At 66.4% G+C, this 13,479-nt stretch carries 12 protein-coding genes; 3 read left to right on the top strand and 9 right to left on the bottom strand.

Annotated features, from left to right (window positions below):
* Positions 1-15: 15 nt before the first annotated feature.
* From FDW84_RS09325 to FDW84_RS09300, 6 genes are all read right to left on the bottom strand, one after another.
* A complete protein-coding gene (locus tag FDW84_RS09325; protein WP_138608771.1) occupies positions 16-804 on the bottom strand; it encodes a hypothetical protein in 789 nt (262 codons plus the stop codon).
* A 267-nt stretch (positions 805-1,071) separates the two neighbouring features.
* A complete protein-coding gene (locus FDW84_RS09320) occupies positions 1,072-2,475 on the bottom strand; it encodes a sulfate adenylyltransferase subunit 1 (RefSeq protein ID WP_138608769.1) in 1,404 nt (467 codons plus the stop codon).
* Positions 2,476-3,420, bottom strand: coding sequence for a sulfate adenylyltransferase subunit CysD (gene cysD, locus FDW84_RS09315; protein ID WP_138608767.1), 945 nt, complete (start codon positions 3,418-3,420; stop codon positions 2,476-2,478).
* Positions 3,417-4,268 (bottom strand): phosphoadenylyl-sulfate reductase, encoded by an 852-nt coding sequence (locus tag FDW84_RS09310; RefSeq protein ID WP_371419157.1) that lies wholly within the window; start codon positions 4,266-4,268, stop codon positions 3,417-3,419. Before FDW84_RS09310 ends, cysD begins: the two co-directional genes overlap by 4 nt.
* Positions 4,265-6,010, bottom strand: a complete 1,746-nt coding sequence (locus FDW84_RS09305; RefSeq protein WP_138608765.1) for a nitrite/sulfite reductase — start codon at positions 6,008-6,010, stop codon at positions 4,265-4,267. The genes FDW84_RS09310 and FDW84_RS09305 overlap by 4 nt, the downstream gene beginning before the upstream one ends.
* A 54-nt stretch (positions 6,011-6,064) precedes the next feature.
* Complete coding sequence (locus tag FDW84_RS09300) at positions 6,065-6,970, bottom strand: sirohydrochlorin chelatase (RefSeq protein WP_138608763.1); 906 nt, start codon at positions 6,968-6,970, stop codon at positions 6,065-6,067.
* Positions 6,971-7,030: 60 nt separating this feature from the next.
* Between FDW84_RS09300 and FDW84_RS09295 the strand changes: the two genes are divergently transcribed.
* Both FDW84_RS09295 and FDW84_RS09290 read left to right on the top strand, forming a co-directional pair.
* On the top strand, positions 7,031-7,684 hold the full coding sequence (locus FDW84_RS09295) for a trimeric intracellular cation channel family protein (RefSeq protein ID WP_138608761.1): 654 nt from the start codon (positions 7,031-7,033) through the stop codon (positions 7,682-7,684).
* 62 nt (positions 7,685-7,746) lie between these two features.
* The gene (locus FDW84_RS09290) at positions 7,747-8,172 is read left to right on the top strand and encodes a hypothetical protein (protein WP_138608760.1); all 426 of its coding nucleotides are present in this window, start codon (positions 7,747-7,749) and stop codon (positions 8,170-8,172) included.
* Positions 8,173-8,629: 457 nt separating this feature from the next.
* On the opposite strand, the gene FDW84_RS09285 is transcribed toward FDW84_RS09290, so the two are convergent.
* The 3 genes from FDW84_RS09285 to FDW84_RS09275 are packed head-to-tail and all read right to left on the bottom strand — an operon-like array spanning position 8,630 to position 11,840.
* Positions 8,630-9,730: a polyprenyl synthetase family protein gene (locus FDW84_RS09285; RefSeq protein WP_138608758.1), complete on the bottom strand. Its 1,101-nt coding sequence runs from the start codon at positions 9,728-9,730 to the stop codon at positions 8,630-8,632.
* A complete protein-coding gene (locus FDW84_RS09280) occupies positions 9,727-11,058 on the bottom strand; it encodes a geranylgeranyl reductase family protein (protein ID WP_138608756.1) in 1,332 nt (443 codons plus the stop codon). The genes FDW84_RS09285 and FDW84_RS09280 overlap by 4 nt, the downstream gene beginning before the upstream one ends.
* A gap of 5 nt (positions 11,059-11,063) precedes the next feature.
* Positions 11,064-11,840: a demethylmenaquinone methyltransferase gene (locus tag FDW84_RS09275; RefSeq protein WP_240721473.1), complete on the bottom strand. Its 777-nt coding sequence runs from the start codon at positions 11,838-11,840 to the stop codon at positions 11,064-11,066.
* Between the two features lie 145 nt (positions 11,841-11,985).
* On the opposite strand from FDW84_RS09275, the gene FDW84_RS09270 reads away from it, so the two are divergent.
* Entirely contained in the window at positions 11,986-13,377 is a 1,392-nt protein-coding gene (locus FDW84_RS09270) for an isochorismate synthase (protein ID WP_138608752.1), read from the top strand.
* The last annotated feature ends 102 nt before the right edge of the window (positions 13,378-13,479 follow it).

Genomic DNA, 13,479 nt, shown 5'->3' with positions numbered 1-13,479 from the left:
AGGCGCGTTGGGTGGCTACATAGCCTTCCGGTGCATGCGGCGGGGTGCATCCCCAGCTCCGGCTTCCGGCTGCGGCTGCCGGAGGAGGCGCAGGTTGAACCAGCAGAACAGCGCCAGCCCCAGGTACAGGCATAGCTCCATCACTTCGCCGTATTCCGAGATCACCAAAGCCGGCTGGGGCCAGATCAGCAGGCGGAACAGCCGGTAGCCGGCGGCCAGCAGGAAGGCCGGCACCAGACACAACGGTGGGACGAGCAGGTTCTTATCCAGACTGCGCTTCCATCGTTCCCCAAGTGCAGCCGAGACCAGTGGGGCAGCTGCGCCGTACAGGCCTGCAAAGAGCATTGCGAAGGGGACCAGCTCCTGCACGCCACGGATGTTATGCACCGTGGTCTCTCCCTGACGGTTGACCTCCTGCAGGTCTTCAGGCGTGTTCCAGCCGAAGATCCGCTGGCCCCAGGAGATCTCCTCGCCTGTGAGGAACAGGACGCCCAAGGTGACCAGGCCGTAGAGAACTGCAATGCGTGCCAATCCCGACCGGAACAGGCGGAAGGTGATGGTGGGCAGGAAGATGCAGGCGCCCAGCAGGCAGAGGAACTGGAGCCATTCGATCAGGGAGTCTTCGCTGACGAGCCAGAGATAGAGCTCCTTGAACGGAACCATTGCGGCGACGAGGGCGGCGAGGACAAAGGGGAGCAGGGCCAGCAGCAGCGCCTGCCGCGGGGCAATTTTCCAGTCCTCGGAATCACGTTTGAAGAGCTTGAACGCGCGGCCGTACCATCGATATTCCCTCGACCTCTCCACGGCACTCCTTATCGGTCCGCCCCAGCGCCGTCGCGTCCAGGTCCGTGACAAAGCAGAGGCCTCCACTGACCATTAAGCCCTTGTAAGGCAGCAGGCCGCACGAGTAGCGGGTACTTGTGTTTCGACGGGACGGCACTGGGAATGGAGCCTGTACTTCGGCAGACTGTAGAGCGGTGGCGTACCAGCGGAAACGACAAAACCGCGGCCTGTTCGCGGATCAGAACCCTCAGGGTCCGGATCTGCGAACAAACCGCGGTTGCAGGAAAGCTAGATGCTGTAGCGCTCGTCCTCATGGTCGCCGGGGTGGTCCTTCACCAGGCCCGCGGCCAACGTGTTGCCGTCCAGTGGGTCGATTACCAGGAAGGCACCCGTGCGGCGGTGGTGCAGGTAGTTTTCCAGCGGCAGCGCCGCGGCGAGCCGGAGCTGCGCGTGGCCGATGTCGTTCAGTTCCAGGGTGGAGGCTTGTTCCAGCTTGAAGGTGGCCAGGTCCAGCTTGCCGTTGACGTTGCGTACCAGGGCCTGCACGGTGCGGGTGCCGTGCTTGACCAGCATCTTCTGGCCTTCGCGGAGCGGCTTCGGGGACAGCCAGCACAGCGACGCGTACAGGTCGGCCGAGGCTTCGCGGACGGTGCCGGCGGCGGCGATGGTGTCACCGCGGGCGACGTCGAATTCCTCAGCCAGACGGATGGCCACAGACTGCGGGGCGGAAGCTTCTTCCAGGGAAGATCCGGCGAAATCGATGCCCACCACCGTAGTGGTGCGGGGATCCTGGCCGGGCGTCAGCACGGACACCTGGTCCCCCACCTTCACCGAGCCTTCGGTGATCTGGCCGGCGTATGCACGGTAATCGCGGTAGGCCTCCACGTCCAGGCCGGCAGCGACGGCGTCGGGGGCCAGGGCGCCCTGCGGCCGGATGACCAGCTGCACCGGGAAGCGGAAGCTCTCCAGGTGGCTTTCCAGTTCGTCGGCCGCCGGGAGGGTTTCGAGGACCTCGAGCAGCGCCGGGCCGGAGTACCAGGGGGTCCGCTCGGAGCGCTCCACCACGTTGTCGCCGTCGAGCGCGGACACCGGGATGACCAGCAGGTCACTGATGCCGTCGGAACCCAGGCCCAGCTCGCGGCCCACCTGCTGCACATCGGCTTCGATTTCGCGGAACACGGACTCGCTGAAGTCCACCAGGTCGATCTTGTTGACGGCCACGATCACGTGCGCCACGCGCAGCAGCTGCAGCACGGACAGGTGCCGGCGGGTCTGCTCCAGCACGCCCTTGCGGGCGTCGATGAGTACGACGACGGCATCCGCGGTGGACGCGCCGGTCACCGTGTTCTTGGTGTACTGCACGTGCCCGGGGCAGTCGGCCAGGATGAAGCTGCGGCGGTCGGTGGCGAAGTAGCGGTACGCAACATCGATGGTGATGCCCTGTTCACGCTCGGCGCGCAGGCCGTCGGTCAGCAGTGCCAGGTCGATGCCGCCCTTGTCGCCGCCGAAACCGCGGTCCGCCGAGGTCCGGGCAACGGCGTCGAGCTGGTCAGCCAGGATTGCCTTGGAGTCGTGAAGGAGGCGGCCCACCAGAGTGGACTTGCCGTCGTCGACCGATCCCGCGGTGGCGAACCGGAAAAGGGTTGTGGGCAGGGCTGTCTCCAGCTCCGAAGTCAAAGTGTCGGTGCTCATTTAGAAATACCCGTCCTTCTTGCGGTCTTCCATGGCGGCCTCGGAGATGCGGTCATCCGCACGGGTGGCGCCACGCTCGGTCAGGGTGGAGGCGGCAACCTCCACCACCACGTCGGACACCGTGTAGGCGTCGGACTCCACGGCGCCGGTGCAGGACATGTCGCCCACGGTGCGGTAGCGGACGGTCTTGATGATGACTTCCTCGTGGGGCAGCGGCTGGGAGACCTCGCCCACCGCGCGCCACATCCCGTCGCGGGCGAAGACTTCGCGCTCGTGGGCGTAGTACAGGCCGGGCAGCTCGATGTTCTCGCGCTCGATGTACCGCCAGATGTCCAGCTCGGTCCAGTTGCTGATCGGGAACGCGCGGACGTGCTGGCCCACGGTGTGGCGGCCGTTGTAGAGGTTCCACAGCTCGGGGCGCTGGTTGCGCGGGTCCCACTGGCCGAACTCGTCCCGCAGGCTCAGGATGCGCTCCTTGGCGCGGGCCTTGTCCTCGTCGCGGCGGCCGCCGCCGAAGACGGCGTCGAACTTGTTCTGCTGGATCGCGTCCAGCAGCGGAACTGTCTGCAGCGGATTGCGGGTGCCGTCGGCCCGCTCGGCGAGCTCGCCGCGGTCGATGAACTCCTGCACGGAACCCACCACGAGCTTCAGGCCCAGGCGCTCAACCGTGCGGTCGCGGAAGTCGATGACCTCGGGAAAGTTGTGGCCGGTGTCCACGTGCAGCACCGGAAACGGCACCTTGCCGGGCCAGAAGGCCTTCGTGGCCAGGTGCAGCATCACCACGGAGTCCTTGCCGCCGGAGAACAGCAGCGCGGGCTTCTCGAACTCGGCAACAACTTCGCGGATGATGTGGATGGCCTCGGACTCGAGGGTGTCCAGGCTGCTCAGTCTGGTTGAGACGGCGGACTCGGTCACCTGGGTCTCCTCGGTTAGTGAAGTGCTCATACGTGTAGTCCGCATTCTGTCTTGTTGGTTCCTGCCCAGCGGCCGGCGCGGGGGTCCTCGCCGGGTGCCACTTTGCGGGTGCAGGGCTGGCAGCCGATGGACGGGTAGCCCTGGGACAGGAGCGGGTTGACGGGCAGGAGGTGGTCGTCGGAGTACTGGACCAGCTGGTCGAACGTCCATGCGGCCATCGGGTTGACCTTGATCAGGCCGTTCTTCTCATCCCAAGTCACCAGCGGGGTGTTGGTGCGGGTGGGGGCCTCGTCCCGGCGCACGCCGGTGAACCACAGTTCGTACTTGGCCAGGGTGCGCTGAAGCGGGGCCACCTTGCGGAGGGCGCAGCACTGGGCGGCATCGCGGGCAAAGAGGTTTTTGCCCAGGAGCCGGTCCTGCTGCTCCACGGTGTTCTCCGGGAGCACGTCCACCACGTTGACGCGGAGGTTGGCAGCAACCTCGTCCCGCGTGGCGTAGGTTTCCGGGAAGTGGTAGCCGGTCTCCAGGAACAGGACGTCGACGCCGGGCATCTGGTCCGCGACGAGAGCAGGCAGGACGGCGTCGGCCATGGAGCAGGCGACGGCGACGGCGGGCAGCTCGAAGTTGCGCTCCACCCAGGCGATGACATCGCGGGCGGGGGCGTCCCAGCCGAGCTCGGCAGCGCCGGCCTCGGCAAGGGCCTTCAGTTCTTCCTTGCTGCGGATGGCAGGAACAGGCGCGGCATGTTTGGCAGGCGATGCCGCCCCCGCCCCTTCGCCGCGCGGCTGATCTTCGATCAGCCCAGCGCGCGGCTCCGACAGGCCCGATGCCACTCCCTGGGCGGCATCGCCTGCCAACGGTAGTGCGTGCTTGCTCACTGGAGTGCCTCCTCGTCTGCTGCGTGGGCCCATTCGGCGAAGGTCTGGCCCTCGGCCCGGTCGGCGACAAACCGGCGGACCACGCGCTCCACGTAGTCGGGCAGGTCGTCGACGTAGACCTTGAGTCCGCGGACGGTGCGGCCCAGCCCTGCCTCCTCGCGGTCCTTCGACGCCAGCCCGCCGCCCAGGTGGACCTGGAAACCCGGGGAGGGGTCGCCGTCGGGCGTTGGCAGCATCATGCCCTTGAGGCCGATGTCCGCCGTCTGGATGCGGGCGCAGGAGTTGGGGCAGCCGTTGATGTGCAGGGACAGCGCCTGCGGCAGTTGACCGGACTCAGTGAGGTCAGCCAGGCGGCGCTCCAGCTCTGCGACCGCGGTGGCGGCGGTGTGCTTGGTCTCCACGATGGCCAGCTTGCAGTACTCGATGCCGGTGCAGGCGATGGTGCCGCGGCGGAACACGGACGGGCGGGCGGACAGGCCCAGGGCGTCCAGCTCGGCCACCAGCGGCTCCACCTGGTCCTTTTCGACGTCCAGGACCACGAGCTTCTGGTGCGGCGTGGTGCGCAGCCGGTAGGAGCCGCGGGCCTCCAGGGTGTCTGCGAGCTTGACCAACGCGGCGCCGGACAGGCGGCCGGCTACGGGGGTGGCGCCGATGAAGAACTTGCCGTTTTTCTGCTCGTGCACGCCTACGTGGTCGCCGGGGGTGGTGGGCTTGGGCGCGGCGGGACCGTCGGACAGCTTGTAGCCCAGGTATTCGTCCTCCAGGATCTGGCGGAACTTCTCCGGACCCCAGTCGGCCATCAGGAACTTCAGGCGGGCCTTGGTGCGCATGCGCCGGTAGCCGTAGTCGCGGAAGATGCTGGTGACGCCGAGCCATACGTCGGCGGCCTGCTCCGGCTTAACGAATGCGCCGAGGCGCTTGCCGAGCATCGGGTTGGTGGACAGTGCGCCGCCGGCCCAGAGGTCATAGCCAATCCCGAGTTCGGGGTGGCGGACGCCCACCAGGGCGAAGTCGTTGATCTCGTGCACCACGTCCTGGCTGGGATGCCCGGTGATGGCGGTCTTGTATTTGCGCGGCAGGTTGGACAGCAGCGGATTGCCGATGAACCGCTCCCCCAGCTCCTCGATCAGCGGGGTGGGGTCGATGATCTCGTCCTTGGCGATGCCGGCCACGGGCGAGCCAAGGATCACGCGGGGAACGTCACCGCAGGCTTCGGTGGTGGACAGGCCAACGCCTTCCAGGCGGTTCCAAATCTCGGGGATGTCCTCCACGCGGATCCAGTGCAGCTGGATATTCTGGCGGTCGGTGAGGTCGGCGGAGTCCCGGGCAAAGTCCACGGAGATCTGGCCGATGACGCGCAGCTGCTCGGTGGTGAGGGCACCGCCGTCGATCCGCACGCGGAGCATGAAGTATTTGTCCTCGAGCTCGTGCGGCTCAAGGGTTGCGGTCTTGCCGCCGTCGATCCCGGGCTTGCGCTGGGTGTACAGGCCCCACCAGCGGAAGCGCCCGTGCAGGTCCTGGCCGGGGATGGCGTCGAAGCCCTCTTTGGCGTAGATGGTTTCGATACGCTCGCGCACGTTGAGGCCGTCGTCTTCCTGTTTCCAGGTTTCGTTGGCGTTCAGGGGCGTCTTGCCGTCCACTTTCCACTGCCCGTGCGGCTTCGCGGCGGGGCGGGACGGGCGGGCCGGGCGCTTGGCGGCAGCGGAGTCCGCGGACGCTCCGGCTAGAGCTGTATCAGTCATGCATCGACTGTAGGTCCCGCCCGAATTGCGTCACAAAGGCCCGGAAACGCTAAGTCACCAAGGGAAATATTTCGTCACGAAACGCCGGACGGCCTTGAACAAGCCACCCTGCTGTGCATTTGCCGACGGTCCTGAGGGGGCGTCCTGAGGAGCCTCCGACGGTGTCCGCGGCTCCGCTTCAGCCCGTACCTTCCCCGGTTCCCCGGCTGATGCGCGGGCCGCCGATTCCCGGGCCTTTTCGACGGCGGCGTCGTACCGTTCCAGCGCGATCTCGGCGAGCACCGGGGACGGCAGGAGCGGCTCGGTGACGAGGTCAGCGCCGGCCTTGGCCAGCTGGTCGTGGAAGTAGCCCGGTGCCAACAGGTAGGAGGCAATCACCACGCGCCCGCCGACGTCGACCGCCCCGGCGGACTCCCCCGCCCCGGCACCTCCGGCAAGTTCCTCCCGAAGCATCGCGACGGCGTCGGGCACCGAAGGCGTGGCCGAGGCGCCATAGGCGGCCACCATCCTGTTGGACCGCAGCTCCCCAAGCTGGCCCAGCAGCTCCTCCACGCTCTTGGCCGCGTTGGGGTTCGAGGAGCCGGCGGCCGCGAGCACCACCACGTCGTTGTCCGTGACGCCGGCCTCGCGCAACCGCTGGTCAAGCAGCGCGGCCAGACGCGGATCGGGGCCAAGCGGCGCGGCTGCGGCGCTGCCCGGCCTGCTCTTCACGGCCCGCGCAATGTCCACCTTCACGTGGAAGCCGACGCTCAGCAGCAGCGGAACCACGACGGCGGACTCCCCCTCCGGCAGCCCCGCCATCACGTCCACCAGGTCCGGCTGCTGGACATCCACATATGCTTCGCGGACGTCGAGGCCGGGGCGGAGGGCCGCGATGTTCTCACGCAGTGCATTGACCTCGGCGGCTCCCTGTGTGCTGGACGTCCCATGGGCGCAGGCGATCATGATGGGGCTGTTCATAGGGGCTAGCGTAACGTTGGAGCCGCCCTGTCCGCCCTCTTTGAATTACCGGGACGCCCCATGACATTCGCCTTTGACAACGCGCCGGTATGGCTGGATCTGCTGGGCGTGTTTTTCTTTGCCGTCTCGGGTTCCCTGCTGGCGGCGAGGAAGCAGATCGATATCGTGGGCTCCCTGCTGCTGGCCTCACTGGTGGGCCTTGGCGGAGGCGTGATACGGGACATCATCCTGGCCGTTGTCCCCGCCGCTTTCTCCAACCCGGCCTACCTGGTCCCGCCGGTACTCGCCACCGCCCTGGTGTACTTTCTGTTCTCCAGTGTCCAGCGCTTCACGTCGCTGCTGACCCTGTTCGACGCCGGCGGGCTGGCCCTGTTCTGCATGACGGGCACGTTGAAAGCACTCTCGTTCGGGGTTAATCCGGTTGCATCGGTGCTGCTGGGCGTGACCACTGCCGTGGGCGGGGGCCTGCTGCGGGACATTACCGCCAACGAGGTTCCCGAACTCTTCAACCAAAAGGACATCTACGCGCTGCCCGCGTTCGTAGGGGCTGCCATGACTGCCGTGCTGTGGGTGCTCGGGATGTTCAACGCGCTGACCGCGGCCGCCATCGCGGCTGTGGTTTTCGCCTTCCGGGTCCTGGCGTGGCGGCGCTCCTGGCAGGCGCCCCTGGCCGTTCGCGGGTGGCACCGGCGGGGTGACGAACCCGGGCTGTGAGGTGGTTCCCGGCGGGTGTCCCGTGGCATTTTCCGGCCCCCGCAATTGGCTAGGATATGAGCATGACTGACATGTTCCTCGAGAAGTTCCGCGCGCTTGTTCCGAAGTATCTCGAGGATGAATGGCAGGAAGAGGACGGGCTGTCCCCCGAGGAGCTGGACAAGGCCCTGGCCGACCACCAGTTTCAGATTCCCCTGGTCCTCCGTGAGTTCTACCTTGCCCTCGGCGGCTGCGAGGACCTGATGGAGGCGTACCACTACTTCTGGGATCCGGACGAGCTCGAAGTCGATGACGAAGGCTTCCTAATGTTCCTCGAGGATGAGGAAGAGGAATACACCTGGGGCTTCCGGGTGGGAGACCTCAGCATTCCGGACCCCATCGTCTACCGCCGCAACAACGTCCGCGGCCAGTGGAAATCCGAAGAGGGCACGTTCTCGGAGTTCGTGTTCGACATGTTTGAGTGGGCCTTCGGGGAAGACGAAGACTAGGAATCTCCTGCTTCGCTTCCAGCCTTGTGCTGAAACGGGGCACTTTGGCGCGGACTCGCCGGACATCGCGCCCGACCCAGGGCTCCCACGACCCGAAGTGTCCCACGACGGCGGCCCTCACCTTCCGCTGAAGGCTCCCCGCCTGCTCAATACAGTCCAGCCAGGCGGGCGAAAGTGCCTCAAGAAGGAAGTGAAACTCTATGACAAAACTGGTAATTGCCACTTGCGGGTTGTGACAAACCTGTCATAGACTGTTTCCGGATCCGCTAAACGCCTCCGGCGGGTCTGATGCGAACGGAGAGACAACCCCGTTTCGAAGCAGCGTATGACTCGTATCGTTGCCGAGAACCGGGGTTGTCCCGTTTAACGGGCCCGCACCGGCAGTCACCCAACCTGGAGCAGCACAAAAAGGAGAAGCCCGGCACCTTCGAGGCACCGGGCTTCAGGCAAGCAGCAGTCAGCTGGCGCGGTCCACCACGGCCAGCGCGAAGTTGGACAGCGACTCCTTGACCACGCCTTCCGGCAGCGGGGCAAGGGCGGCGATGGCTTCGTTGGCCCACTCGCGCGCCACAACCCACGACTCCGCCGTGACCGGGTGCTCGCGCAGGCCCGCGACTGCCTCAGCCAGTGCCTCGTCGGAGGTCAGGTCGCCGTCAATGAGCTTGAGAAGGTCGACGGCGGACTGGTCACCTTCAGAGGCAGCGCGGCGCAGGAGCAGGACAGGCAGGGTGGGGACGCCTTCGCGGAGATCCGTGCCCGGCGACTTGCCGGACTTGACCTTGATGCCGGTGACATCGATGACGTCGTCGGCCAGCTGGAAAGCAACACCCACCTTCTCGCCGTACTCCACCAGGACCGCCTCATACGCGGGATCGGCCTCGGCGAAGATCGCGCCAAGCTGGCCGGAGGCAGCCACCAGCGAGCCGGTCTTGTCGGCAATAACGGACAGGTAGTGCTCCACGGGGTCCTCATCCGGGCGCGGACCCACGGTTTCGTGCAGCTGGCCCAGGCACAGCCGCTCGAAGGTGCGGGCCTGGATGCCCAGCGCGCGCGAGCCCAGCTCGGACACGAGGATGGAGGCGCGGGCAAAGATCAGGTCGCCCGTGAGGACCGCCACCGAGTTGCCCCACACCTCATGGGCGGTGGGGGCGCCGCGGCGGAAAGGTGCGGAATCCATCACGTCGTCGTGATACAGGGTTGCCAGGTGCGTCAGTTCCACCACGACGGCGGCCTGCACCACGGCGGGCAGGGAGGCGTTGCCGAGGTGTGCGCAGAGCAGGGTCAGCAGCGGGCGGATGCGCTTGCCGCCGGCTTCCACCAGGTGACGCGACGTTGCGTCGGCCAGCGGGTCCGAGTTGGCAATGGCTTCGCGGAGTTTTTTCTCCACCTTGGCCAGGTTGTTGGTAATGGCAGGCCCCAGCTCTGCATCCCCGGCGATGGCCGCGAAGCCAGCGGGCAGCTGGAGGCCGGTGGCTATGGCGGTGGTATTGAGGCTGGGTTCGGAGTCCGGCAGGCCGTGCCCGGCGTGCGTCCAGCTGTGGTCTGCGGGGGTGTTCACTGGTTAACCCTAACTTTTTGTTGCGGATACCGCTGATTCGAAGCCGAGAGGGTGTTGGATGTAGCCGGTACCAGTGTCTCCAGCACCCGGATCACCCGGTCCTCGAAACCCTTCGCCGAGGGGTCGGTGAGGTTGGCCAGCAGCCGGACCACGAACCGCATCAGCACCGGAACGGGCATGCCGGTCCGCAGCGCGAGCTTCATGACCGCCGGCTTCCCGATCAGCGCCGCGAACGCGCGACCCAGGGTGAAATGCGATCCCCACTGTTCGCGCACATAGTCCGCATACCGCCCAAGATGGGCATCGGCGTCGTACGTTCCACCCGAAGAAGCCGAGCGGGAGGAGGCGTCGATAATGAACTCGGCCGCGAACCGCGCCGATTCCATGGCGTAGGAAATGCCCTCCCCGTTGAAGGGGGAAACCATGCCGCCCGCATCGCCGAGCAGGAGCAGTCCGGGTGAATAGTGCGGGGTGCGGTTGAAGCCCATGGGCAGTGCGGCACCGCGGATCTCGCCCACCTGGTTCTCGGGAGTGAAGCCCCACTCTGCGGGCATCCCGGCGGTCCATTCGCGCAGGACCTGCTTGTAGTCCAGCTTGCCGAACTCCTTGGACGAGTTGAGGATGCCCAGGCCGACGTTGGAAGTGCCGTCGCCCACGCCGAAAACCCAGCCGTAGCCGGGCAGCAGTTTGCCGTCCCGGCCGGGGAGCTCCAGCCAGCCCTCCATCCAGTCGTCGTCGGTGCGTGGCGACGTGAAGTAGGTGCGGACGGCCACGCCCAGCGGGCGGTCGTCGCGCTTCTGGATGCCAAGGGACACGGCCGTGCGCGTGGAGTTTCCGTCCGCGGCGAGGACGACGTCGGCGCTGAACTCGCGCGTCTCGCCCGTCTTGCGTCCGGACGCGTCCAGGAGCGCTGCGCGGACTCCGGTGACGCGGCCGTCGTCGTTGTGCAGGGCGTCGGTGACGCTGTGCCGCTCCAGGATGGTGGCGCCGGCGGACTGCGCGTGCCGGGCCAGTTCCTCGTCGAAGCCCAGCCGGGTGCGGATCAGGCCGTACTGCGGAAAGTCCGAAACTTCAGGCCAGGGCAGTTCAATGGTCCGGCCGCCTGCAATCAGGCGCAGGCCCTTGTTGCGGCGCCATCCGTCGTTTTCGGGATGCGGCAGGCCGAGCTTCTGGATCTCGCGCACCGCGCGGGGGGTCAGCCCGTCGCCGCATACCTTCTCGCGCGGGAAGCTGGTCTTTTCCAGGACGGTGACTTCGATGCCGCCCTTGGCGAGGTAGTAGGCGGCGGTGGATCCGGCCGGGCCCGCCCCAACAATCAGTACCTTCACGCGGGTCAGCGGACGATGTTGCGGCGCAGTTTGGCCACCGGGCCCTTGTGGGCGGCGATGGCGGCAGCAGCGCCGTCGGGCGTTGTGTCGGCAGGTTTGAACGCCCGGTGCACGGCGACGATGCCGCCGGTGAGGTTGCGGTAGGTCACGTTTTCCCAGCCGGTTTCCTGCAGCCATGCGGCGAGGTGGTCCTGGTCCGGCCAGGCGCGGATGGATTCGGCGAGGTAGACGTAGGCGTCCGGGTTGGAGGCGACCTTGGTGGCAATGGCCGGAAGCGCGCGCATCAGGTACTCGGTGTACATGGTGCGCCAGAGCGGAACGACGGGCTGGGAGAACTCGGCGATGACCAGGCGGCCGCCGGGCTTGGTGACGCGGAGCATCTCGGCCAGCGCCTTTTTCGGCTCATTGACGTTGCGCAGGCCGAAGGAGATGGTGGTCGCCTCGAAGGTGTTGTCCGCGAACGGCAGGTTGGTGGCGTCACCGGCGATGAAGTCGATGTCCGGGCGGCGGCGCTTGCCTACCTTTAGCATGCCGAGGGAAAAGTCGCAGGCCACCACATCTATGCCCGCATCAGCATATGGCTCGCTGGACGTGCCGGTACCCGCAGCCAGATCCAGGACGCGCTGCCCCTTGGAGACCTCCATGGCTTCCACCACGACTTTGCGCCAGCGGCGGGTCTGCCCCATCGAGAGGACATCGTTGACGACGTCGTATTTCGGTGCGACGTCGTCAAACATCGTGGCTACTTCGTCCGGACGCTTATCCAAGGATGCTCGGTTCACCATGACATTGTCTCAAACGTTCGGCAGGGCCCCGACCACGAGGCGTTGAACCTCCAGCCACCTGCAAGGGACTGCGCACCGATGCCCACTTGTACCCAGTTCGCAGGGTATCTTCGGGTACTTTTCGGGTAGCGTTGGGGCAATCATGACGAGCACGCTCCGCACCTTGACAGTTCCCTTGGATGGCGAAAAATTCCCCGGGGGGCTGCCTGCGTTTCTGGTGCGGGACGACGTTCTTTGCTGGACCCGCCGCGAGTCCGGGCTGGCCGGCTTCGGCCAAATTGCACGCTTCACCGCCTCCGGCCCGGAACGCTTTTTGGAGGCGGACATCTGGTGGCGCCACCTGGTCCTCGAGGCCGAGATCACAGATGCCATTGAACTTCCCGGCACGGGCCCTGTGGCATTCGGTTCTTTCGCCTTTTCCAAAACGTCAGCGCATGAGTCCCGGCTGATCGTGCCCGAGATCGTGGTGGGCGTCCGTGACAACCAGGCCTGGCTCACCCAACTGGCGCTCAACGACGGCCTCCTCACCGAGGAGGGCGCCCACGCGGCTCTTGCCCGCTGGCTGGGCATGAGTTTCACCTCAGCTGAAAGCACGACGGCGGCAGCGGACTCCGCCGGGGACCCCGGCCAAGGTACCGTGCCCGCCAAGGCGGGCGGCGCCGTCGTACGTCCCCTTCCCCTTGCCGCCGGGGCCACCCTGCACACCGGCTCGCTCAGTGAGGAGGCCTGGATGGAAGCCGTGGCAGCGGGGGTGGCGAAAATCCGGACCGGGGCGCTGGAGAAACTCGTGCTCGCACGGGATGTGGTTGCAAGCATTCCCACGGGCGTACACGCGGCGACGGTGCTGCGTGAGCTCGCTGCCCGGTACCGCGAGTGCTGGACGTACGGGGTGGACGGGCTGGTGGGCGCCACTCCCGAGATGTTGATCCAGGTGGAGGGCCGCACTGCCCAGGCACGAGTACTGGCGGGAACACTTGACCGCCGCGACGCGCACGGCGAGGACGGCCTGCCGATGGACTACGCCACCCGGGTGCTGGCGGGCTCCGAAAAGCAGCGGCACGAGCATGAAATCGCGATCCAGTCGCTGACGAGCCAGCTGGCACCGTTCTCCGAGGCGATGAATGCGCACGATGAGCCCTTCATCCTTGAGCTGCCGAATGTGTGGCACCTGGCGTCCGACGTCAAGGCTGAACTCACGGAGGTGGAAGGACATGTCCCCACCTGCCTTGCCCTCATCAACGCACTGCATCCAACTGCAGCCGTTTGTGGAACGCCTACCCAGGTGGCCGGCGCGCTGATCCGCAAGCTGGAGCACCTGGACCGCGGGCCGTATGCCGGGCCAGTGGGCTGGCTGGACGCGGCGGGAAACGGCGAATGGGGTATTGCGCTGCGCGGCGCAGTAATCGAAGCCCCGGACACCGTTCGGCTGTATGCCGGGTGCGGAATTGTGGATGGCTCGCAGCCGGAGACGGAACTCGCTGAGACCTGGGCCAAGTTCCGTCCGATGCTGGAGTCACTGGGTATCAGCAGCTGAGTCCCAAATCAGAGACATCGGCTTCCTCGACACGCTTGATTTCTTCTGTGGTTTAGTTATCCAATATTGAAACTAAGTTTCCTGTGATGCACCTCTCATAAT

Origin of the sequence: Pseudarthrobacter sp. NamE5 (genome assembly GCF_005796225.1) — a bacterium.
Lineage (GTDB): Bacteria > Actinomycetota > Actinomycetes > Actinomycetales > Micrococcaceae > Arthrobacter.
The sequence above is the reverse complement of the archived record's forward strand: the minus strand, read 5'-3'. Positions and strand labels throughout refer to the sequence as shown.